The 21,201-nt window shown below is 74.5% G+C and carries 21 protein-coding genes, 1 other RNA gene and 2 pseudogenes; 15 read left to right on the top strand and 9 right to left on the bottom strand.

The features are described from left to right. Positions 1-117: 117 nt before the first annotated feature. Positions 118-1,011: a hypothetical protein gene (locus tag OF117_RS11440; RefSeq protein WP_263552955.1), complete on the bottom strand. Its 894-nt coding sequence runs from the start codon at positions 1,009-1,011 to the stop codon at positions 118-120. A 485-nt stretch (positions 1,012-1,496) separates the two neighbouring features. Between OF117_RS11440 and OF117_RS11435 the strand changes: the two are divergent. The 3 genes and pseudogenes from OF117_RS11435 to OF117_RS11425 form a co-directional block, all read left to right on the top strand. Continuing rightward, positions 1,497-1,943, top strand: a pseudogene (locus tag OF117_RS11435) (EamA family transporter); the annotation flags it as partial. Continuing rightward, positions 1,922-2,326, top strand: a complete 405-nt coding sequence (locus OF117_RS11430; protein ID WP_263552954.1) for a DMT family transporter — start codon at positions 1,922-1,924, stop codon at positions 2,324-2,326. The pseudogene OF117_RS11435 and the gene OF117_RS11430, both read left to right, overlap by 22 nt. A 403-nt stretch (positions 2,327-2,729) precedes the next feature. After that, on the top strand, positions 2,730-3,365 hold the full coding sequence (locus OF117_RS11425; RefSeq protein WP_263553002.1) for a dihydrofolate reductase family protein: 636 nt from the start codon (positions 2,730-2,732) through the stop codon (positions 3,363-3,365). 120 nt (positions 3,366-3,485) lie between these two features. Here the strand turns inward: OF117_RS11425 and OF117_RS11420 are convergent, their stop codons facing one another. Then, entirely contained in the window at positions 3,486-4,022 is a 537-nt protein-coding gene (locus tag OF117_RS11420; RefSeq protein ID WP_263552953.1) for a putative immunity protein, read from the bottom strand. A 193-nt stretch (positions 4,023-4,215) separates the two neighbouring features. On the opposite strand from OF117_RS11420, the gene OF117_RS11415 reads away from it, so the two are divergent. The 4 genes and pseudogenes from OF117_RS11415 (at position 4,216) to OF117_RS22140 (ending at position 5,600) form a co-directional block, all read left to right on the top strand. After that, the gene (locus OF117_RS11415) at positions 4,216-4,392 is read left to right on the top strand and encodes a hypothetical protein (RefSeq protein ID WP_263552952.1); all 177 of its coding nucleotides are present in this window, start codon (positions 4,216-4,218) and stop codon (positions 4,390-4,392) included. A gap of 97 nt (positions 4,393-4,489) precedes the next feature. After that, positions 4,490-4,627: pseudogene (locus OF117_RS11410) on the top strand (DNA-binding protein); the annotation flags it as partial. Positions 4,628-4,705: 78 nt separating this feature from the next. Beyond that, positions 4,706-4,912: a hypothetical protein gene (locus OF117_RS11405; RefSeq protein WP_263552951.1), complete on the top strand. Its 207-nt coding sequence runs from the start codon at positions 4,706-4,708 to the stop codon at positions 4,910-4,912. 118 nt (positions 4,913-5,030) lie between these two features. Further along, positions 5,031-5,600: a tyrosine-type recombinase/integrase gene (locus OF117_RS22140; RefSeq protein WP_318014240.1), complete on the top strand. Its 570-nt coding sequence runs from the start codon at positions 5,031-5,033 to the stop codon at positions 5,598-5,600. A 29-nt stretch (positions 5,601-5,629) separates the two neighbouring features. Here OF117_RS22140 and rnpB read toward each other — a convergent pair. Continuing rightward, an RNA gene (gene rnpB / locus OF117_RS11395) (RNase P RNA component class A) lies at positions 5,630-6,030 on the bottom strand. 76 nt (positions 6,031-6,106) lie between these two features. On the opposite strand from rnpB, the gene OF117_RS11390 reads away from it, so the two are divergent. Continuing rightward, entirely contained in the window at positions 6,107-6,298 is a 192-nt protein-coding gene (locus tag OF117_RS11390) for a hypothetical protein (protein WP_263552950.1), read from the top strand. A gap of 7 nt (positions 6,299-6,305) precedes the next feature. Here OF117_RS11390 and OF117_RS11385 read toward each other — a convergent pair whose 3' ends face one another. Continuing rightward, on the bottom strand, positions 6,306-7,034 hold the full coding sequence (locus OF117_RS11385) for a PIG-L deacetylase family protein (RefSeq protein ID WP_263552949.1): 729 nt from the start codon (positions 7,032-7,034) through the stop codon (positions 6,306-6,308). A 28-nt stretch (positions 7,035-7,062) separates the two neighbouring features. Next, the gene (locus OF117_RS11380) at positions 7,063-8,607 is read right to left on the bottom strand and encodes an MFS transporter (protein WP_263552948.1); all 1,545 of its coding nucleotides are present in this window, start codon (positions 8,605-8,607) and stop codon (positions 7,063-7,065) included. Positions 8,608-8,697: 90 nt separating this feature from the next. Between OF117_RS11380 and OF117_RS11375 the strand changes: the two genes are divergently transcribed. The 4 genes from OF117_RS11375 to OF117_RS11360 all read left to right on the top strand — a co-directional run bounded on the left by OF117_RS11375 (position 8,698) and on the right by OF117_RS11360 (position 12,204). Continuing rightward, positions 8,698-9,453: a sulfite exporter TauE/SafE family protein gene (locus OF117_RS11375; protein ID WP_263552947.1), complete on the top strand. Its 756-nt coding sequence runs from the start codon at positions 8,698-8,700 to the stop codon at positions 9,451-9,453. A gap of 87 nt (positions 9,454-9,540) precedes the next feature. Continuing rightward, entirely contained in the window at positions 9,541-10,422 is an 882-nt protein-coding gene (locus OF117_RS11370) for an ABC transporter substrate-binding protein (RefSeq protein ID WP_263552946.1), read from the top strand. 22 nt (positions 10,423-10,444) lie between these two features. After that, on the top strand, positions 10,445-11,398 hold the full coding sequence (locus tag OF117_RS11365) for an amino acid ABC transporter permease (protein WP_263552945.1): 954 nt from the start codon (positions 10,445-10,447) through the stop codon (positions 11,396-11,398). An 86-nt stretch (positions 11,399-11,484) separates the two neighbouring features. Next, on the top strand, positions 11,485-12,204 hold the full coding sequence (locus tag OF117_RS11360; protein ID WP_318014239.1) for an amino acid ABC transporter ATP-binding protein: 720 nt from the start codon (positions 11,485-11,487) through the stop codon (positions 12,202-12,204). Between the two features lie 104 nt (positions 12,205-12,308). Here OF117_RS11360 and OF117_RS11355 read toward each other — a convergent pair whose 3' ends face one another. Genes OF117_RS11355 through OF117_RS11345 form a run of 3 tightly spaced genes read right to left on the bottom strand, consistent with a single transcriptional unit; the run spans position 12,309 to position 15,193 of the window. Then, the gene (locus OF117_RS11355) at positions 12,309-13,400 is read right to left on the bottom strand and encodes a bifunctional RNase H/acid phosphatase (RefSeq protein WP_263552944.1); all 1,092 of its coding nucleotides are present in this window, start codon (positions 13,398-13,400) and stop codon (positions 12,309-12,311) included. Between the two features lie 40 nt (positions 13,401-13,440). After that, a complete protein-coding gene (locus OF117_RS11350; RefSeq protein WP_263552943.1) occupies positions 13,441-14,181 on the bottom strand; it encodes a zinc ribbon domain-containing protein in 741 nt (246 codons plus the stop codon). Positions 14,182-14,185: 4 nt separating this feature from the next. Next, positions 14,186-15,193: a Nif3-like dinuclear metal center hexameric protein gene (locus OF117_RS11345; RefSeq protein WP_263552942.1), complete on the bottom strand. Its 1,008-nt coding sequence runs from the start codon at positions 15,191-15,193 to the stop codon at positions 14,186-14,188. 93 nt (positions 15,194-15,286) lie between these two features. On the opposite strand from OF117_RS11345, the gene OF117_RS11340 reads away from it, so the two are divergent. From OF117_RS11340 to OF117_RS11330, 3 genes are all read left to right on the top strand, one after another. After that, the gene (locus OF117_RS11340; RefSeq protein ID WP_263552941.1) at positions 15,287-17,260 is read left to right on the top strand and encodes an FUSC family protein; all 1,974 of its coding nucleotides are present in this window, start codon (positions 15,287-15,289) and stop codon (positions 17,258-17,260) included. Positions 17,261-17,554: 294 nt separating this feature from the next. Then, a complete protein-coding gene (locus OF117_RS11335) occupies positions 17,555-18,964 on the top strand; it encodes a WS/DGAT/MGAT family O-acyltransferase (protein ID WP_263552999.1) in 1,410 nt (469 codons plus the stop codon). After that, positions 18,961-20,034 carry an NAD-dependent epimerase/dehydratase family protein gene (locus OF117_RS11330; RefSeq protein WP_263552940.1) on the top strand — a complete coding sequence of 358 codons (1,074 nt, stop codon included), beginning with the start codon at positions 18,961-18,963 and terminating at the stop codon, positions 20,032-20,034. The genes OF117_RS11335 and OF117_RS11330 overlap by 4 nt, the downstream gene beginning before the upstream one ends. On the opposite strand, the gene OF117_RS11325 is transcribed toward OF117_RS11330, so the two are convergent. Continuing rightward, on the bottom strand, positions 19,986-21,059 hold the full coding sequence (locus OF117_RS11325; protein WP_263552939.1) for an alpha/beta hydrolase: 1,074 nt from the start codon (positions 21,057-21,059) through the stop codon (positions 19,986-19,988). The two genes, OF117_RS11330 and OF117_RS11325, sit on opposite strands and share 49 nt — an antisense overlap. Positions 21,060-21,201 lie beyond the last annotated feature (142 nt).

Raw genomic sequence — 21,201 nt, 5'->3', positions numbered from 1 at the left:
CGCTCCGCCGGGAACTCGGACTCATCGCGGCACTTCGGCGACCACGCGCCCCGAGCATCCGTCGACGTTTCAACGCAGGATCGGATGGATCTGGCGCGCCTCCCGCTTCGGCCCGCGTCACCCCATGTAGGCCGGTTGGGCGGACGCCAGGCCAGTCGGCTGCCCGCCGAGGCTCTTCAGTGCAGAGCCCCACGTGTAGCACTTGGTGATCAGCAGATCGAGGTCCCGGTCATCGGCATTCTCTTCACGGAAGTCCAGGATCGTTGCCAGCGCCTCGGCGCCTCGCAGTGCCGCACGCTGACGATTGCTGATGCCTTCGCGCGTGAGGCCCGTATGGTCCATCCGAGCCAGCACGCGTTTCGAAATTTCTTCAATTAACTTGTCGGCATTGGCATCCTCAGCGAAGGGCCACTGGTCCCGCGGGGGGCTCGAGATGCCGAAGACCGCGGATACCCCTGGGCTGTGGAGTATGGGGTAGGCCAGCCTCCGAGCCACATCGCTCAGCGCGTCATCGGTGCTCCATATCAACGAGTCACCCTGCAACCCGAGAAGATAGTCCTTGAAGGGACGATGAGTGGTCCGCACTCGCTCGCGCAGCATTTCCTCGCCCGTGTCGAAGACCCGTTCGGCAAATGCGGCGGCCGCGCCGACCAGGTCATCTCGTAGACGCGGGAAATCTCCCTGACCGTCGGGCGGTGACCCACTCGACTGGCCGAACAGCGGCTGGAATATCTCGTCGCGCTGTTCCTGGGAGGGAACGCGTTCGTCATTCCCGTACCGGGCCCGCAACCGCGCCACGAGTTCCCTGGTTCCCCGCCCCAGGTCGGTGTGAAGTTGGGGGCGTCGGAAGAAGTCCAGCGAGACCTGGTACGCGTAGGCCACCAAGCAGTCCATCTGGAGATAGAAGTAGGCGCCCGCAACCTGCCGCGGGTCCCTCGTCACCGCTTCGAATGATCGCTCGTCGGTGATTCGGTGATTAGGAATTGACTGTTGCGTGTCGCGGGCGTTCACGGGGGTGTCCGTAACCGTCATGGCACTGCACCTTCCATCCAGGTGCCAGGTGTTGTTGAGGCGGCGATCCGCCGCGTGATGGTCGCGTGCCGGCCGGAACCGGGGTCAGACCTCATGCAGCCTCCTAGGCTAGGACCGGCCCGAGGCACCAGGCGAACGCCCTCAGTGTTTCCGGGCAGCGTCACTGGAACGTCACGCCAGCGTCTTCCCGACCCGATACCGCACCGCGGCCCGCCCGCGCCAGACCTGTCAGGCCTGCGCCGGACCGGTCAGACGCTACGGCGATCGACGGCCCGGTGCCCACGGCTCGGTGCCACAGTCGGCGCGCCCGGCCCTATCGTGCAGGACGCAACACAACGGCCGTGCTCGGCGCCGGGGCACCGGCTCGATCCGCGAGGACCGAAGGGGTGCCGTGACGATCAGCCCGGCCACAGCCGCCTTCGCCGCGCTCGGAATCATCTGGGGTTCCAACTTCATCTTCGAAGTGGGCCGCCGACACGCTCACCGCCGGGCCGATCACCCTGCTGCGAGTGCTCCTCGGCTTCCTGCCCGTGCTGGTCTTCGCCCTGGCCCGGCGGGCGTTGCGGTGGTCGCACGGGCGTCATGCACACCACTTCCTGACGATGTCCCTGCTGGCCACCAGCGTCTACTACTTCGCGTTCGCAGCCGGGACGGCGCTGCTGCCCTCCGGCATCGCCGGCGCTCTCAGTGGCGCCATCCCGCTGGTCTCCTTCATCAGCGCTGCTCTGCTGCTGCGCACCGAACCGATCACCCGGGCCAGGACCCTGGGCATCGTCCTCGGAGTCGGTGGCGTTCTGCTCATCGCCCGACCTTGGGACGCCACCGGAGCCGTGCCTACCGCCGGGGTCCTCCACATGCTGCTCGGCTCGATCAGCGTGGGCTTGTCTTCGTGTACGACCGCCGCTTCCTGACCCCGCTGCGGCTGCCACCCGAGGCCCTGACGAGCTACCAGATGGGCCTCGCTCTGCTGACGCTGCTGCTCGTCACCGACCTCGACGGCATCGGTGACATCCGCGACGACGTCCGCGACGACGTCCGCGCCGCCGTCGCCCTCGTCGTCGGGCTCGGACTGCTCGGCACCGGCGTCGCCTACCTGCTCTACTACTTCGTCGTCGACCGCCTCGGCGCGGTGACCGCCTCCAGCTCCAGCTACATCCCGCCGGTCGTCGCGCTGGCGATCGGTTGGGTGCTCGTGGGCGAGCAGCTCGTGTGGTGGGACGCCGCCGCTGCCGGGCTCATCCTCCTCGGCGCCTCCCTGCTCCGGTTGCGTCCGCGCCGGACCGGAGCGGCATGAGATCAGCGACGGACGAGTCGGCCGGCACGCCTGCAACGGCATGCCGGCGTTCGGCTGATCATGGGGATCGACGAAAACGGCTGTTGAGCTGCGGATCCAGGGTTGGACGCGACTGGCAGGCAACGGTCAGGATCGGGTGAGTTGCGGACTGGCTGCGGGCTGCAGGCGCATGGTCGGGGCCGTCTGAACCGCATCGTGAGTGACACCCCACTCCGGTGTGGATGGGCATCAGTGACCCACGGGTCGAAGGATGCGCTCTGCTCACCGGTCGCGGTCACCACACGGGGATCCGTCACCGGACGTCTCGATACGGGGGTCACGAGACAGCGCGATGAGTCCGCCCTCGCGGTGCAGTCGAACTCATCGAACGAAGGCAACCGATGAGGGGTCAGCCGTGACGCAGATGGTCCGAGTGCACAACTTCATGGTCTCCAGCGACGGCTACGGCGCCGGTGAAGGACAGAGCTTGGAACGCCCGTTCGGCCACGCCGACCCCGTTCAGCTCGGCGCCTGGGCCTTCGCGACGGCCAGCTGGCCCAACCGGAGCGACCCAGGAGGGAGCCGTGGTCTGGACGACTACATGGTCCGGGACTTCCACCGCAACGTCGGCGCCGAGATCATGGGCCGCAACAAGTTCGGACCGCAGCGTGGGCCCTGGGCCGACCACGACTGGCAGGGCTGGTGGGGCCAGCAGCCGCCGTTCCACACGCCGGTCTTCGTCATGACCCACCACGACCGGCCCTCCTTCCGGCTGTCCGACACCACCTTCCACTTCGTCTGCGGCGATCCCGCCACAGTGCTGCAGCGCGCGTTCGAGGCGGCCGACGGAAAGGACGTCCGGTTGGGGGGCGGCGCCAACACCATCCGGCAGTTCCTCGACGCCGATCTCATCGACACCCTGCACGTCGCCGTCGCCCCGGTGGAGCTCGGCGGCGGGTCGCGGCTGTGGGATTCCCCCGAGGAGCTCCTGGACCGCTACCACTGTGACGTCGTGCCCAGTCCCAGCGGCGTGGTGCACCACCTGTTCTGGCGGCGCTGACAGCGGCCGCTCGACGAGCCCGCTCCGGCCACGTCCGAGACCCGTCGGCCGGAGCCACCGTGCCGCGGAACTCCTCATCCGGACACGGAGTCATCCGAGCGTCGCGCTCAGCGCAGACGGTCACGAGGGAGCCAGTTCCGCCTGGATCTCACGGATCACCGAGGCAAGGACGCCGGATGCCAGGAGCCCGGCGCCCAGAGGACCCGCGGGGTCCTCTCCGAGCGGCGGCAGCAGCCGAAGCGCGGCTCGGGTCCGTGCTGTCATCTGCCCCAGCTGCCACGTGACCTCGTCGTGGACGGCCTGCGGATGGTCGGGTGCTGCGAGCCCGGCGGCCTTCGCGGCGTACGCGGCCGCACCCAAGGCGTGCGCTCCCATGTGCGGGACGGCGGCTGCCTGTGCAGCCGCTCTGGCTGCCGCAGCGGCCGCGGGCGAGCTGACGGCACTGGCTGCGCGGACGGCGACGAAGCGTCTGCGGATCTCACCCGCAGCGTCGAGGTCACCCCGACCGAAAGCCCGGGCGCGGGCGATGGCCTCACGAGGGCGGTCGTCTGTCGGAGCCTCCGCCTCGAACAGCGAGAGGACGTGCTCGGCGCAGTCCGCGGCCCACATCGCGACCTCTCGCCGTGCAGCTTCGCTGAGTGTCTGGGGAGAGGTCACCGCGGCACCCTTGCAGACTTGCGGCTGCGCCGACGCCGGTCGGCTCGCTCGTCCGCTGCACCGGTGAAGGATCCCCATGCCGTGACGGCGGCTGCGCGAGCGGACTCCCAGCCGTGACCACACCGCCGAGGCCGCACAGCACGTACCTGCTCGTCATCCCCGTCATGCCCACCTTGCTTCGAGGATGTTCCCGATGGCCGACCGCACCCGGCCCACCGTCACCCTCGCCACGCGCATCGGCCCCGACGAGACCTCGAGGCCGAGGACGTCCGGGCTGCCCGACGGAAGCCGGCTGACCGAGGACGGAGCGGCGGAGATCGTCGACGAGGTCCGCCGCCGCGTAGCGACCTCGGGGAAACGGCGAGCGTGACAGCCAGGCGATGTCAGTGCGGACTGACGCCGCCCTGTGACTGCTGTCGACGGCGCCTGAGAACTGACCCCCTGACGGCGGGCGGGTTCCACGGCTTGTCGCAACGCTGCGCCACTCGCGGCACCTCGGCATCGGACCGGACGGCTTCCGCCTCGGGCGCCGAGTCCTGTACCGACGGCAAGATCTGGACCGCTGGGTCGCCGAGCAGCGCGGCGCACAGTCAACGGGCAGGTGAGCGACCACCCCTGCAGAGGAGAGTGGGTCGTTGTCCTCGACCGAGAGATCAGCAGAACTGTCACCATGGACCGGGGAGGTGAATCGCCTGACCACGACACCGAAGCAGCCTGAGCGCAAAGCGGATGACGACGTCGTTCCCACCGACGAGCTGATTCGCCAGCAGGGAGTTCACCCCATCGCCTCCGCGAACGACGTGGCCACCGACGATCCCTTCGCGTCGGACGACGAGCACGCGGACTTCCTCGCCGACCTCTACGCCTCCCGGCGGTCCAACGTCTCGTGAGCGTCGTCGTCCTCGACACGACGTCGCCTCCTCGTTGCTGCGCCGACGCGCCCCGGAGGTGGTCGCCGCGCGGCTTGCCGGCCACGTCGCCGCGGTCACCTAGGCACTGACCGAAGCCATGCCGGAGAAGTACCGGGCGTCGGCCACCCTCGCGGCACGCACGGGGCTCCGCCAGGGCGAGGCCTTCGGCCGCACCGTCGACCGCGTCGACTTCCTGCTCCGGCAACTCACCGTCGACCGGCAGCTCGTGACCATTCCCGACGGGCGCCCCACCTCGCGCCGCCCGAGACGCAGGCGTCCGTCCGGGCGGTGCCGCTCCCGCAGGTCGTCGTCGATGCGCTGGCGGCCCACCTGGCCGCTTGGCCCACCGACGAGTTCGTCTTCACCACCGAAATCGGCGGCCCCATCCACCGCCCGCGTTTTCCGCAGCCGTCTGGCGACCGGCGGTCGGCGTGCCGGGCTCAGCGGCGTGAACATGCACTCCCTGCGGCACTCTTGCGCCAGCCTGCTCATCCGGCACGGCGAGTCGGTGAAGACCGTCCAGGCGCGGCTGAGTCACGCCAGCGCCGCCGAGACGCTGGACACCTACAGCCACCTCTGGCCCGACTCGGACGACCGGACCAGAGCCGCCGTCGACGCCGTGCTCGGTCGAGTTGCGGACTCCCTGCGGACTGACGCCGTCCACTGAACCCACAAGAGCAGGTCAGGGACGGGCGACGGACGAGTCGGCCTGTACGCCGGGTTCTGTCCCCGGGCGCCTCGCGGCGTCCCGGTGGGCGGCCATCCATCTAGGCCCGCCGTTGCCGGCGGGCTCGAGCGGTCCACCCGCAGGCTCGGGCGGGCCGCCCTCGAACGCCTGCGCAGGACGGCGGCGGACCGCCGTCCCTCTCGACCTTGCTCCGGGTGGGGTTTACCGAGCCGCACCGGTCACCCGGTGCGCTGGTGGTCTCTTACACCGCCGTTTCACCCTTACCAGCGCGCGCGCTGGCGGTCTGCTTTCTGTGGCACTGTCCCGCGGGTCACCCCGGGTCGCCGTTAACGACCACCCTGCCCTGTGGAGCCCGGACGTTCCTCGGCGGCGGGGTCTCCCCCGCCGACGCGACCGCCCGGCCGACTCGTCCGTCGTGCCGCCCATCCTAGTGATCCGGCGGCGAGGCGCCGTCTTCCCCGGGTGTCCGCCGCTACCCTGCCGCCATGACGCCCCGGCCGGCCTCCGTTGTCGCCCTCGCCGCCACCCTGGCCGTCCTCGCGTTCGTCACCGCCAGCGGCGTCGGGCTCCTCGAGCTCGGCCTCGTCCTGCTGTCGCTGTTCCTGCTCGCGCTGCCCGTGCTGGTGGGTGTCCTGGCCTTCTACCTCTGGGCCCGGCGGCGCGGCGACGTCCGGTAGCCGCGGCTCAGCCCCAGAAGAGCCGGAAGCCGACCCTCCGGCGGCCGTCCTCGGTCATCGTCACCATGTCGACGATCTGACGTGCCTGCACGTCGACCGGTTCGTCCGAGAGCAGCTCCAGGTACCGGCGGTGCTCGCACAGCGACGCGACCGCCTTCTCCACCTGGTCGCTGACGTCCACCTCGTGCGGGGCGTCCAGGAGCTCGCCGACGGCGATGTACTTCACGCCGCGCCAGGGCTCCTCGGGGAGGTCGGTGAAGATCCACTCGTTCCCGGAGTCGGCGACCGCGTCGACGACGCTCTGGCCCAGCGCCCGGTGGTCGGCGGAGTTGACGTACGCCGGCGAGACGCCGGGCGGCGTCCACGTCGCGCCGAAGTAGCCGGTGACGACCAGCTCCGGCTCGTGCCGGCGGATCGCCGCGGCCAGGTCGCGCCGCAGCTCCGGCCCGGCCACGAGCACGCCGTCCCGGTGGTCGAGGAACTCCACCTCGCTGACCCCGACGACGGCGGCCGACCGGCGCTCCTCCTCCTCGCGCAGCGGGCCGGCCTCCGCCGGCGGCACGCCGGCCATCCCCGCCTCGCCCCGGGTGGCCAGCAGGTAGTGCACCTCCTTGCCCGCCGCCGTCCAGGCGGCGACGGCGGCGGCGAGCCCGTACTCGATGTCGTCGGGATGGGCGGCGACGACGAGCGCGCGCCGCCAGTCGTCGGGCATGGGCTTCCGGAAAGGCTCGGTCATGGCGGCAGTCTGCCCCCGGGGGACGACGTCAGCGGCGGACTGCGGCCCCCGTCCGCTCCCCCGCCGGCGCCTCCGCCGACGAGCCGCCCCCGGACCGCGCGCTCGACGGCGCCGCCCGCACCAGCGCCGCCACCGCGAGCCCCCCGGCGATGCCCAGCGCGCCGCACGCCAGGTACACCCAGCTCAGGCCGTCGGCATAGGCGAGCCCGAAGGTGTCGGCGAGACCCGCGCGGGCCTCCGGTGGCGCGTCGGCGAGCAGCTGCGGCGCCTGCCCGGCCGACAGCGCCGAGGCGGTCGCCGACGGTTCCGGGACGCCGCCGTCCCGCAGCGCCCCGGCCGCGCCCGTGGTGAACAGCGACCCCAGGACGGCGATGCCGACCGCGAACCCGAGCTGCCGGGAGGTGTTGACCGCGCCGGCGGCCATGCCGCTGTGTTCGCGCGGCACCGTCGCCAGCGCGGCGGAGGCCAGCGTCGGGTTCGCCGTCCCGACGCCCACGCCGAGCACCGCCAACCCCGGCACCAGCACCGTCCAGCTCGCGCCGGCGTCGACCCGCGCCAGCAGCAGCGCCCCGGTGCCGACCAGCACCAGACCGGCCGCCAGCACCACCCGCGGCGGGCGCTCCTGCAGCCGGCGCCCGGCGAACGCGGCCACCACGAAGCTCATCGCCGACAGCGGGATGAACACCAGCCCGGCCTCCAACGGCGACAGGCCCTCGATCGACTGCAGCCACAGCGACGTGTAGATCAGCGACGCGAACGCCGCGGCGTTGAGCAGCAGCGCGCCGAGCATGATCCCGCTGAACGACCGCGAGCCGAACAACCGGACGTCGAGCATCGGCGCCCTCCGGCGGCGCTCCACCGCCACCCACACCGCGAGCACCACGAGCCCACCGGCCGGCGGACCCCAGGCCGCCGGCCGCGCCCAGCCGCCGGCCGCCGCCTGCACCAGCCCGAACACCACCGCGCCCGCGCCGAGCGTGAACAGCGCGATGCCCGGCACGTCCGGCCGCGGCGCCCCCGCCCGCCGCCACTCCTCGACGACGGCCAGCGTCAGCCACACGCCGACCGCGGACAGCGGCAGGTTGACGAAGAAGATCCACCGCCACGACAGCTCGGTCAGCGCGCCGCCCAGGATGGGTCCCAGCGCCGCCGCCGCGCCGACGACCGCGCCCCACACGCCGAACGCCGTCCCCCGGTCGCGGCCCTCGTAGCTGGTGCCGATCAGCGCGATCGTCGTCGCGAACATCGCCGCCCCGCCCAGGCCCTGCACCGCCCGCGCCACGATCAGCCAGCCCGCCGACGGCGCCAGCCCGCACGCCAGCGACGCCAGCGCGAACACGACCAGCCCGAGCAGGTACACCCGGCGGCGACCGTAGAGGTCGGCCAGCGATCCCGCGCCGAGCACGAACGAGGCCAGGCCCAACGCGTAGACGTCGACCACCCACTGAAGCTGGGTGAAGGAGGTGCCCAGGTCGCGGGCCAGGTCTGGCAGCGCGACGTTCACGATCGTGACGTCGATCAGCAGCATGAAGGTGCCGGTGCAGATCGCCACCAGCGGGAACCACTTGCGCACCACCGGGCTGTGCCCCGCCGACCACCGGGGCAACCGGCGCGGAGGCGCGTCGCCGTCCGGGGCCCGTTGCCCACCGTAGGCTGCCCGCTCGTGTCCGCCGTCGACCTGCTCATCGTCGCGGGGGTGGCCCTCGGCGCCGGGGCGATCAACTCCATCGCCGGCGGCGGGTCGCTGATCCTCTTCCCCACGCTGGTCGCCCTCGGGTTGGGCACCGTGGCCGCCAACGTCACCAACTCGATCGCCCAGTGGCCGGGCTACCTCGGCGGCGTCCTCGGCTTCCGCCCCGAGTACAAGGGGCAGCGGGGCCGGCTGCTGCGCTTCGGCCTGGTCGCCGTCCTCGGCGGGACGGCGGGCAGCGTGCTGCTGCTGACCACCCCGGCGCGGGCCTTCGACCTCGTCGTCCCGGTGCTGGTGCTGATGGCCAGCCTGCTGCTGGCCGCCCAGCCGCTGCTCACCGTGCGGCTGCGCCGGGCCGAGGACGACCTCCGCGACCGCGACCCGGCCTGGCTGTACATCGTGCTGTTCCTGGCCACCGTCTACGGCGGCTACTTCGGCGGGGCGCTGGGCGTCATCCTGGTCGCCGTCCTCGGGCTGGGCCTGCACCGGCTGAAGCTCGCCAACGCGCTCAAGTCGGCGCTCTCGGCGGTGACCGCGACGGTCACCGTGATCATCTTCGGCATCTGGGGGCCGGTCGACTGGCTCGCCGTCGCCGTCGCCGCCCCGGCCAGCCTGCTCGGCGGGTTCCTCGGCGCGCGGATCGCCACCGTCATCCCGACCACCCCGCTGCGGGTGCTGATCGTGCTGTTCGGGGTGCTCGTCTCGGTGTACCTCTTCGTCCGCGCCTGACAGTGAGGATCGCCGCGGCGCGCGGACCGTAGGATCGCGCCTCGCACCGAACACAGCTGCGACATCCCGGCTCACGAGGCAGGAACCATGCGCCGCCGCACCCGTCCGCCGCTCCTGCTCGCCGCCGCCCTGGTGGTCGCCGCGTGCGCGCCGCAGGAGGAGTCCACCGATCCGCCGGCCGCCGGCACGGGCGCGGCGACGGACGGAGCCGGCGGTGCCTGCACCCCCGAGCAGCTGGAGACCCTGGAACCCGGCACGCTCACGGTCGCCACCGACGAGCCCGCCTACGAGCCGTGGGTGGTCGGCGACGCCCCCGAGACCGGGGAGGGGTTCGAGGCGGCGGTGGCCTACGCCGTCGCCGGGGAACTCGGCTACGGCGAGGACCAGGTGACCTGGACCCGCGTGCCGTTCAACGCCGCCATCCAGCCCGGCGAGCGGCCGTTCGACTTCGACATCAACCAGTTCTCCATCACCGAGGAGCGCAGGCAGGCCGTCGACTTCTCCTCGCCGTACTACACCGTCAGCCAGGCGGTCATCACCGTCGCCGGCTCTTCCGCCGAGGGGGCCGCGAGCCTCGAGGACCTGCGCGGGCTGCGCCTCGGCGCCCAGGTGGCGAGCACCAGCCTGGACGCGCTGACCCAGGTGATCGCGCCGGAGACCGAGCCCGTCGTGTTCAACACCAACGACGACGCCAAGCTGGCGCTCCAGAACGGGCAGGTCGACGGCATCGTCGTCGACCTGCCGACCGCCTTCTACATCACCGCGGCGGAGCTGGAGAACGGCGTGATCGTCGGGCAGGTCGCCACCCCCGAGGGCACCGGTGACCAGTTCGGCCTGCTGCTCGAGAAGGACAGCCCGCTCACCGACTGCGTCAGCCGGGCGGTCGACGCGCTGCGCGAGGACGGCACCCTGGCCGCACTCGAGCAGGAGTGGCTGGCCGACGTCGCCGACGCGCCGGTGCTCGGGTGACGGCCGGACGCCGAACGCCTCGATGACAGGAGGGCAGCCGCCCGGTGCCGGCCTGCCCGGCAGCGGGCTGCCCGGCAACGATCCCCGGACGCGCACCTCCGCCGGGCCGGCCGCGGCCGAGCGGCACCCGGTGCCGCCGCCGAGCGAGCTGGAGCTGTCCCGCCGGGCCTGGCGACGGGCCCGCGGCCGGCGCTCGACGGTCGTCGCCCTGGCCTCCACGCTGCTGTTCGCGGCGGTCGCCTACCTGGTGGTCACGCGCGCGCCCGGCTGGCCGCGGGTGCGGACGACGTTCTTCTCCCCCACCGTCGCCGTCGAGCACCTCCCCGAGATCCTCGTGGGCCTCTGGCTCAACCTGCAGGTGCTCGTCGTCGGCGGCGTGCTGGTGCTCGTCGTCGGCCTCCTGGTCGCGCTCGCCCGCACGGTGCGGGGTCCCGCCTTCGCCCCGCTGCGGATCCTCGCCACCACCTACGTCGACCTGTTCCGCGGCGTCCCGCTGATCATCGTGCTGTACCTGGTCGGCTTCGGGCTGCCCGCGCTCCGGCTGCAGGGCGTGCCCACCTCGCCGTTCGTGCTGGGCACGGTGGCGGTCGTGCTGACCTACGGCGCCTACGTCGCCGAGGTCTTCCGCGCCGGCATCGAGTCGGTGCACCCGAGCCAGCGTGCCGCCGCGCGGTCGCTGGGCCTGAGCTACCGGCAGAGCATGCGGATCGTCGTCCTGCCGCAGGCGCTGCGCACGGTCACCCCACCGCTGCTCAACGACTTCGTCGCGCTCCAGAAGGACGTCGGCCTCATCTCCGTTCTCGGCGCGGTCGACGCCGTCCGATCCGCGCAGATCGCCGTCGGGCAGACCTTCAACTTCACGCCCTACGTGGTCGCCGGGCTGCTGTTCGTGCTGCTCGCGGTGCCGTCGGCCCGGCTGGCCGACGCGGTGACCGCCCGGGCGCGCCGCCGCCAGCAGGCCGGGGGCCTGCTGTGAGAAGGACCCCGCCCTCCCCACCCCCCGCAGGCTCGGGGCGGGCCCCTGGGCAGGGCCACCCGGGCACCGTCCTGGAGCTGCGCGGGGTGGTCAAGGTCTTCGGCGGGGTCGCGGTGCTGCGCGGGGTCGACCTGCCCGTGGGCGAGCACTCGGTCGTCGCGCTGATCGGTGGGTCGGGCTCGGGGAAGTCCACCCTGCTGCGCTGCGCCAGCCTGCTGGAGACGGTGGACGACGGGCAGGTCCTGCTCGACGGCGAGGACGTCACCGACCCGCGCGTCGACGCCGACCAGGTGCGCCGGCGGCTGGGCGTGGTCTTCCAGGCCTACAACCTCTTCCCCCACCTGTCGGTGCTCGACAACGTGACCCTGGCGCCGACGGTGGTGCACGGCCGGCCGAAGGCCGAGGCGGTCGACGAGGCGCGCACGCTGCTGACCCGGATCGGGCTCGCGGACAAGGCCGGCGAGTACCCCGACCGGCTCTCCGGCGGCCAGCAGCAGCGGGTGGCCATCGCGCGGGCGCTGGCGGTGCGACCGCGGGTGCTGCTGCTCGACGAGGTGACCAGCGCGCTCGACCCGGAACTGGTCGGCGAGGTGCTGGCCCTGGTGCGCGAGGTCGCCGCGCAGGGCATGACGATCCTGATGGCCACGCACGAGATGGGTTTCGCCCGGCAGGTCGCCGACACCGTGGCGTTCCTGTCCGACGGCGTGGTGCTCGAGTCCGGCCCGCCGGCCCAGGTGCTCGGCGACCCGGTCCAGCCGCGCACCCGCCGGTTCCTGTCCAGGGTCATCGACGCCGGCCGGCTCTGACACCGCCGTCCTCCGGACGGCACCGCGGCCACGTGCCGTCCCCCGTGACGTGGAGCCGCTGCCTTCCCGTCGGGAGTTCTCCGGCCCCCGCGACGGCGACGCAGCTATCCCAGATGTGACGTGTCGTTCACAAGTCGGACCGACGAGCGTCCGTCGGACGACCAGCTCACCGTCGACAGCGACGCCGCGTCGAGGAACATCCGGTGCACGACGTCCTCGCCGACTCCCAGTCCGGCGGCGAGCAGCAGCTTGATCGGCGTCACGTGGCTGATCACGAGCACGGTGCCTCCGGCGTGCCGGTCGAGGATCCGCGCCCGCGCCCGGCGCACCCGGGCGGCCACGTCGAGCACGGACTCCCCGCCCGGTGCGGCCACCGACACCTGGGCCATGAACCGCCGCGTGGCCAGCGGGTGCTTGGTGAGCGCCTCCGCCGCGGTGAGGCCCTCCAGGTCGCCGAAGTCGAGCTCGACCAGGTCGTCGTCGTGCACGACGGGGAGTCCGAGGACGCCGGCGACGATCTCCGCCGTCTCCCGGGTGCGGCGCAGCGGCGAGGCCACGACGACCTCGACGCCCAACCCGGCCACCCGCGCCCCGGACGCCTCCGCCTCCGCCCGCCCGGTCCGCGACAGCGGGAGATCGTTGCGGCCGCTGTAGCGACGCTCCGGGCTGTGCTCCGTGCTCCCGTGCCGGAGCAGGTGCGTCACCGTCGTGACCACCGGCGCGGGCTCCGTGGGCTGCACGTCGTCGCCGGACAGCACCGGTTCGGCGGCCTGGTCGCGGTGCACCGGCTTGCCGTCCATCGCCTCGTTGGCCAGCGCGTCGGCGGCGCCGTTCTGCGCCCGCGGCACCCAGGTGTAGCGCACCCCGCCGAGCTGCCGGGCGAGCGCGCGGGCCTGGAGGGCGAGCTGCTGCATGTCCGGGTGCTTGATCTTCCAGCGGCCCGACATCTGCTCGACGACCAGCTTGGAGTCCATCCGCACCTCGACCTCGGCGGTGGGGTCCAGGTCGAGCGCGGCCTGCAGCCCGGCCACCAGGCCGCCGTACTCGGCGACGTTGTTGGTCGCCCGCCCCACGGAGGCCGCCCGCTCGGCGAGCACCCGGCCGGTGTCGGCGTCGCGCACCACCGCCCCGTAGCCGGCCGGACCCGGATTGCCGCGCGAGCCGCCGTCGGCCTCGACGACCAGCCGCCGGCTCACGCCGCGGTCCCCGCGCGCCGCCCGCCGCCGCAGGGCCCGCTCACAGGCCGGATTCCGCGGTGCGCACCAGGATCCGGCCGCACTCGTCGCAGCGCACGACCTCGTGCGGGTCGGCGGTCCGGACGGCGGCCAGCTCCTTGCCGAACAGCTCGATCCGGCAGCCCTGGCACTGACGGGCCTTGAGCAGCGCCGCGCCGGTGGTGCGGGTCTGCGCGCGGATGCGGTCGTAGAGCGCCAGCAGCGGCTCGGACAGCGCCGCGGCCACCGCCGCCCGCGCTGCCTCGTGCCGCTTCGTGGCGTCGGCGATGTCGGCCAGGGCGTCGTCCCGCGCCTGCACCGCCCGTTCCAGATCGGCGGCTGCCTGCTGCTGCCCGGCCCGCGCCGCCTCCAGCGTGGCGTCGGCGACCTCCCGTCGCTCCATCAGCTCGAGCACCTGGTCCTCCAGGTCCGACCTGCGTCGTTGCAGCGACTGCAGCTCGTGCTGCAGGTTGGTCGCGTCCTTGGCCGACACGCCGCCGGACTCGAGCAGCTTGGCGTCGCGGGCCTCGCGCTGGCGCACGGTCTCGACGTCGGCCTCCAGCCGGGTCTGCTCGCGGTCGAGGTCGCGCACCTCGGTCTCGGCCCGCACGACGTCAGCGGCCATCGTCCGCTCGGTCTCCGCGGCGGTCTCCGCGGCGGCGGCCTCGGGCAGCGTGCGCCGTCGGTGCGCCAGCTGGGTGAGCGCGACGTCCTCCGCGGCGAGGTCCAGCAGCTTCTGCTGCTCGAAGTGGTCGGCCTTCACCCGCTCAACCTACCTGCGGGCCGCCGTCCGCCCGGGGCCGCGCACCGGTCTCCGGGTCCGCCCCGGGCGACGCTCGCCGCCAGGTGGGCGGCGAGCCCGAACCGGCGCCTCCCGGCGCGTGCCCGGTCCACGGGTCGGTGCGCAACGTCGACACGGCCGTGCCCACCCGCCCGGCCAGGTCGGACCGCAGCAGCTCGGCCGCCGTCGGCAGCCACGGCCACTCGGTGGCGAAGTGCGCCGCATCGACCAGCGCCGGACCGCCGGCCTCGAGCGCCTCGGAGACCGCGTGGTGCTTGAGGTCGCTCGTGAGCAGCACGTCCGCTCCGGCGGCCGCGGCGGCACCGAGCAACGAGCCGCCGCTGCCGCCGCAGACGGCCACCGACCGCACCGGGCGGTCCGGGTCGCCGGCCAGCCGCATGCCACCGGCGGTGACCGGCAGGACGGCGGCCGCCAGCGCCCCGAACTCGCGCAGCGTCATCGGTCCGGGCAGGCGGCCGAGCCGGCCCAGCCCCGCCCTGCTCGGTGTCGCCCCGTTCTCGGTGCCCGCGTCCGCCACCGGGTCCAGCGGCACGGTGCCGGTCAGGCCGAAGGCGGCGGCCAGCGCGTCGTTCACGCCGTGCTCGGCCGCCCGGTCGGCGTTGGTGTGCGCCACGAACAGCCCGACGCCGGCCCGCACCAGCCGGTGCACCAGGCGGCCCTTCGGATCGCTCGCCGGCACGCCGTGCACCGGGGTGAGCAGCAGCGGGTGGTGCGTGACCACCAGGTCGGCACCGGACTCGATCGCCTCGTCGACGACCGCGGCCGTCGGGTCGACGGCGAACAGCACCCGCCGCACCGTCTCCTGCGGGTCGCCGCAGACCAGGCCGACCGCGTCCCAGCTCTCGGCCAGCGCCGGGTCGTAGCGCCCCTCGAGCGCGGCCACGACCTCGGCCAGCGGAGCGCCGGGCGCCGGCGACCCGCCCACCGGCGCCGCGCCGTCGGGTGCGTCGCCCGGCTCCGGGGGAATCGCCACGTCGCAGGACTCTAGGTCAGCTGCGGGACGCGCCGGGGCGGCCGGCCGGGCGGCGGCGCGGCGCGGTGCGGCCGGGCTGGCAGGCTCCGCGGCGTGGCGGTGGAGGGTCGGGAGCGCGGGCTGCGGGCCCCGGCCTGGCTGGAAGAGCTGGTGCGCACGGGCCGCCAGCCGGTGCCGTGGCGCGACGTCGTCCGCTTCGCCGTGGCCGTGCCGGCGCCGCTGGCCGTCGCCCTGCTCGCCCGGGCCGGCGGCGGCCCGGCGCTCGACGACGAGGCGGTGCTCGGAGCCGGCGTCCTGGCCACCGTGGGCACGCTCAACGCGAGCCTCGCGCCGCAGTCCGGGCCGCTGCGCGAGCGGCTGCGGCGGGCGGTCGCGGCGGCCGGCTTCGGCACGGTCGGGCTGCTCGCCGGCCAGTACGCCACCGGCGGTGGCTGGACGGCGGTCGCGCTGTTCGCCGTCCTGTCGGTCGTCGCCGCGCAGCTGTCCGCGATCGGGGCGGCGACGAGCAACGGCGCCCTGCAGCTGCTGCTGCTCGCCGCGCTCGCCTCCGGCCTGACCACCCCGCTGCCGGTCGCGGCCGAGGTCGGCTGGTTCGCGGCGGGTGGCGCCTGGGCGGTGCTCGCCGTCGCCGTCCAGGCCCGGACGGAGCGCGAGGACCCCGACCGCGCTGCGGTGGCCGCCGTGTTCGCCCGGATCGCCGACCTGCTCGCCGCCTCCGGCACGCCGGGCGCCGAGGCGGCACGCCGCGCGCTCACCGGCGCGCTCAACGAGGGCTACGACCGGGTCATCCGCAGCCGGGCCCGCACGGCCGGGCGCACCCGGGAGCTGTCGGAGCTGGCCGGCGTGCTCAACGCCGCGGCACCGCTGGTCGAGGGCGCGGTCGCCGCGACGCGGGCGGGTGCGCCGGCGGAACCCGACGACGTGACCGCCGTGCGGACGCTCGCCGCCGCCCTCGCGCGCGACCAGCCGCTGCCCGCCGACCGCCCACCGGCCCGGGAGACCGGTCCGCCCGCGGCCCGCGCCGTCCGGCACGGGCTGCGGCTGGTGTGGGACGTCGTCGGCGATCCCGAGCGGCGGGCCGGCGCGGCGGTGCCGCGCTCGCGACCCGATCGGCGGACCCGGCTGCGCGAGCTCGCCGACCGGACGCTGGCCAGCCCCGACACCCGCGCCTTCGCCGTCCGCCTGACCCTGTGCATGACCGCTGCGGAGCTCGCCCGCCAGCACCTGCCGCTGGAGCGGCCGTACTGGGTCCCGCTCACCGTCGCGCTGGTGCTCAAGCCCGACTTCGGGTCGGTGTTCGCCCGGGCCGTGCAGCGCGGCGCGGGCACGCTGGTCGGCGTCGTCATGGGCTCGGCGCTGCTCGCGCTGCTGGCCACGGTCCCGGACGGCTGGGTGCTGCTCGCCCTCGCCGCGACCGCCGCCGTGCTGCCGTGGGCGCGCAACGCGAACTTCGGGCTGTTCTCGGTGTTCCAGACACCCGTGATCATCCTGTTGCTCGACCTGGCCCAGCCCGGCGGTCCGGTGGTCGGCGCGCGGCTGGTCGACACGCTGGTCGGCTGCGCGATCGTGCTGGTGCTGGGCTACCTGCTGTGGCCGCAGACCTGGCGGGCACCGCTCGACGAGGCGCTGCGCGACGCCACCCTTGCGCTGGAGGCGTTCGTCGAGGCGGCGTTCACCGGCGACGACGCCGACATCCGCCGCGCCCGCCGGCGCAGCTACCGGGCGCTGACCGAGCTGCAGACCCAGCTGCAGCGGCGGCTGGCCGAGCCGCCGCCGATCAGCAGCCGCGCCGCCGCCTGGTGGCCGGTGATCGTGCAGCTGGAGCGGACGTCGGACGCCGTCACCGAGGCGGTGATCGCGATGCGCTCCGGCGAGCCCGCGCCCGACCTGGCCCAGGTCTCGGTCCTGCGGCGGGCGATCCGGCAGCTGGAGGACGACGTCCGCGCGCACCGCCCGCCCGACGACGCCGAGATCCTCGCCGAGGGGGTGCTCGCCCCGGTGGCCCGCGAGGTCGACACCGCCCGCCGGCTGGTGCGCGAGAGCGCGCCCGACCGCCGCCCCGGCTGACGGGAGCCGCCCGGCTGGCGACGACCCGCCGGCCTCGCGCCGTGGTGCCCGTCCTCGCGCTGCAGGGTGAGGGCGGGCACCACCGGGCGCGGGCGGCGATCACGCGGGCGGCGATCACGCGGGCGGCGATCACGCGGCCGGTGGAGCGCGTCCCACCCGGAGGTGCCGGACGCCGGATGATCGGCTTGCCCCGGCGCCCCGGGCGCACCTAGCTTCGTGATCACCGACGACGGAGACGAGGCCCCCGGCCAGGCGGTGGCGGCCCGGGGCCGGCGAGGAGACCCCGTGGACCGCATGAGCTCGACCGACGCCGGCTTCTACTACGCCGAGAGCGAGGAGGCCCCGCTCCACGTCGGCTCCGTCACGGTCTTCGACGGCCCGGCGCCGGCCTACGGCGACCTCGTCCGGCTGCTGCTCGGCAAGCTGCCGCTGGTGCCGCGCTACCGCCAGCGGGTGCGCCCGGTGCCCATGCAGCTGGGCCGGCCGGTCTGGGTCGACGACCCGCACTTCCAGATCCTCTACCACGTGCGGCACACCGCCGTCCCGGCGCCGGGCGGCGAGGAGCAGCTGCGCAACCTCGCCGGCCGGGTGCTCGGTCAGCGGCTGGACCTGGCCAAGCCGCTGTGGGAGGTCTGGCTGGTCGAGGGCCTCGAGGACGACCGCTGGGCGCTCATCTCCAAGGTCCACCACTGCATGGTCGACGGCGTGGCCGGCACCGACCTGATGCAGCTGATCTTCGACCTGGACCCGGCGGCCTCGCACGGCGAGCCCGGCGACTGGACCCCGCAGCGCAGCCCCTCCGGCCTCACCCTCGTCGCCGGGGCCGTGCAGGAGGCGATGACGCACCCGGTGCGCCAGCTCACCTCGCTGCCCTCGCTCGGCTCGGCCGGCCGGCAGGCGCGGCGGCTGGTCACGACCGGCCGGACGCTCGCGACCACCGTGCCGTCGATGGCCCGCCAGGCGGTCACGCCGACGGCGCGCTCGCTCAGCGGCCCGATCGGTCCGCACCGGCGGTGGGCGTGGACCGAGGCGGGCTTCGACGAGTTCCGGACCGTGCGGACGGCGCTCGGCGGCACGGTCAACGACGTCGTCCTGACCGCCATCACGCGGGGGTTCCGCGACCTGCTCGCCGGCCGGGGCGAGCTGTCCAGCGAGAAGCTCGTCGTCCGGTCGATGGTGCCGGTGTCGGTGCGGCGTCCCGGTGAACGCGGCGCGCTCGACAACCGCATCTCCGCCGTCTTCGTCGACCTCCCGGTCGGCGAGCCCGACCCGCTCGCCCGGCTGGCAGCCGTCCGCCGCCAGATGGACGAGTACAAGCGCGCGATGCAGGCCCTCGACGCCCGCTCGATCATCGCCATGGGCGACTACGTCGCGCCGACGCTGCTCTCCCTCGGCGTCCGCGCGGCGCTGCAGGCCGGGCAGCTGTGGGCCCAGGCCGTGACCACCAACGTCCCGGGCCCGCGCGTGCCGCTCTACGTGCTCGGCCGGCGGATGCGCTCGGTGCACGCCTACGTCCCGATCGGCGCCGGCATGCGGCTGTCGATCGGCATCATCTCCTACCTCAAGACCATGACGTTCGGCATCAACGCCGACTTCGACGCCTTCCCCGACGTCGAGACCCTGTCCCGGGGCATCCGCAACGGCGTCGACGAGCTGCAGCAGCTCGCGCGGGACCAGCCGTCGGCCGCCTCGGCGGCGCCGTGAGCGCGCCCCGCGCCCGGGGCCGCTCCCCCCGGCCCGGCGGCGGCCGCCCGCGCGGGCGCCGGGCATCGCCCACCGGTCCCGGCCTCACCGTCGCCGTCACCGGGCCGACCGGCACCTTCGGCTCCGGCCTGGTCCCGTTGCTGCAGGACGACGCCCGCGTGGCCCGCGTCGTCGGCATCGCCCGGCGGCCGTTCGACCCGGCACAGCGCGGCTGGACGAAGATGACCTACCGGCAGGGCGACGTGCGCGACCCGGAGGCCCTGCGGCAGGCGTTCCGGGACGCCGACGTCGTGGTGCACCTGGCTTTCCTGATCACCGGCAACGCCCCCCGCGCGACGACGCGGGCGATCAACGTCGACGGCACGCTCAACGTCTACCGGGCCGCCGCCGCGGTCGGCGCCCGGCGCTTCGTGTACGCCTCCTCGGTGGCCGCCTACGGCTTCCACGCCGACAACCCCGCGCGGATGGACGAGGAGTGGCCGGTCCGCCCGGCCGCCCGGCTGTTCTACGCGCAGGAGAAGGCCGAGCTCGAGCACCTGCTGGCCGCCGAGGCCGCGCCCGGGGGCGGGCCCGACCTCTACGTGCTCCGCCCGTCCGTCGTCCTGGGTCCGGACACCGTCGGAGGCAAGGACGTGCTGCCCGGCCCGCTCGCGCCGGTCGGCCGGTGGCTGTTCAGCCGGCCCCGCCGGCTGCCGCTGCCGGTGCCGGTGGTGGTGCCGGAGCACCCGCTGCAGCTCGTCCACCAGGACGACGTCGGCTCGGCGCTGCTGCTGTGCGCCGTCGGCGCCGGGCCGCCCGGGGCGTACAACATCGCCGGGGACGGCGTGCTGACCGCCGGCGACGTGGCGCGCGAGTTCGGCGCGCTCCCCGTGCGGGTGCCGGCCGCGCCGGCGCAGCTGGCCGCCCGGGCACTGGCCCGGGTGCCGTTCCTGCCGCCGGTCGCCGAGTGGGTGGAGGCGGCCGCGCGGCCGGCGGTCATGGACACCACCAAGGCTCGGGAGCAGCTGGGCTGGCGCCCGCGCTACACCGGGCTCGAGGCGCTCCGCGACACGTTGCGCCCCCGGGCCTGACCCCTCGGCCTGGGCAGCCAGCCGAGGATCTCCTCGGCCAGCCGCTGCGGAACCTGCAGCTGCGGCACGTGGCCGACGCCGGCCAGCTCGACGTAGCGCCAGTGCGGGTGCCGCCGGGCGACGTCGCGGGCGGCCTCGACCGGCACGAGGCGGTCGGCGTCGCCCTGCACGAGCAGCACCGGCACGCGCAGCGAGCCCATCGCCGCGTAGTAGCGGGTCTTCTCGGCCAGCACGGCCAGCAGCGACCGAGCGGCGGTGAGGAAGGCCTTGTCCATGCCGACGACGTCCTGCCGCTGCTCGAGCATGAGCACGGACCGGTCGATGACCTCCGGCGGCAGGGTGTCGGGGTCGACGCCGCACAGGCGCAGCAGGCTCAGCGCCCGGCCCAGGGGGGTCTGCCGGTGCCGGCGCCACCACATGAAGCGCTCCCCCAGCCCGGGCAGCGCGTAGACGGCGAAGGTGGCGGCGACGAGCGGGTCGGGCCGGGTCCGCGGCCCCGGGACGGCGGGGTCGACGAGCACCAGCCCGTCGACCGAGCCGGGCGCGCCGGCCGCGGCCAGGATGGAGATCATCCCGCCCATGGAGTTGCCGACGAGGACGACCGGGCCGCCGGCGACCTCGGCCAGGAAGCGCTGCAGCACCGCGACGTTGGCCCGGACCGTGGCCCGCCGCTCGCCGGGCTCGCTGAACCCGAAGCCGGGTAGGTCGAGGGCCAGCACCCGGGCGTGCGGGGTGAGCAGCGGGGCCAGCAGGTCCCAGTTGAGGTGCGAGCCGCCCAGCCCGTGGACGAGGACGACGGTCGGCCGGTCGGGCCCGTCGGACGGCGCCCGGTCCACGGGCGGCCGCGCCGTGAGCGGCCGGTCCCCGGGCGCCCGGTCCTCGGGCGGCCGGGTGGCGTCGGGTTCGCGCCCCGGAGCCGCGCCCGGCGCCGCGCCACCGCCGTCCGGTCCGCCGTAGTCGACGTAGTGCACCGGGCCGCCGAGGTCGACGACGGAGCCCCACGCGGCGCGCGCTGCGTCGTCCATCCGTGCTCCTCCCTGCGGCTGCTGCCGCCACCGTCGCACGGCTCGGCGCCCGGGCGACCGCCGGGGCGCGCCCCCTGGGACCGCTGCGCCGGGAGTGGCGACCGCAGGCAGAATGGAACCGGTGACGCAGCGTGTGCGTTGG

Origin of the sequence: Geodermatophilus sp. YIM 151500 (genome assembly GCF_025716945.1) — a bacterium.
Taxonomy (GTDB): domain Bacteria; phylum Actinomycetota; class Actinomycetes; order Mycobacteriales; family Geodermatophilaceae; genus YIM-151500.
Note: the sequence above shows the minus strand (reverse complement) of the source record. Positions and strands in the feature narration are given on the sequence as shown.

Coding starts and splice junctions, on each gene's coding strand:
- OF117_RS11425 (WP_263553002.1), top strand. CDS start 2,730: ATGGTCCGAGTGCACAACTTCATGGTCTCCAGCGACGGCTACGGCGCC.
- OF117_RS11415 (WP_263552952.1), top strand. CDS start 4,216: ATGGCCGACCGCACCCGGCCCACCGTCACCCTCGCCACGCGCATCGGC.
- OF117_RS22140 (WP_318014240.1), top strand. CDS start 5,031: ATGCCGGAGAAGTACCGGGCGTCGGCCACCCTCGCGGCACGCACGGGG.
- OF117_RS11390 (WP_263552950.1), top strand. CDS start 6,107: ATGACGCCCCGGCCGGCCTCCGTTGTCGCCCTCGCCGCCACCCTGGCC.
- OF117_RS11385 (WP_263552949.1), bottom strand. CDS start 7,034: ATGACCGAGCCTTTCCGGAAGCCCATGCCCGACGACTGGCGGCGCGCG.
- OF117_RS11370 (WP_263552946.1), top strand. CDS start 9,541: ATGCGCCGCCGCACCCGTCCGCCGCTCCTGCTCGCCGCCGCCCTGGTG.
- OF117_RS11365 (WP_263552945.1), top strand. CDS start 10,445: ATGACAGGAGGGCAGCCGCCCGGTGCCGGCCTGCCCGGCAGCGGGCTG.
- OF117_RS11335 (WP_263552999.1), top strand. CDS start 17,555: ATGAGCTCGACCGACGCCGGCTTCTACTACGCCGAGAGCGAGGAGGCC.
- OF117_RS11325 (WP_263552939.1), bottom strand. CDS start 21,059: ATGGACGACGCAGCGCGCGCCGCGTGGGGCTCCGTCGTCGACCTCGGC.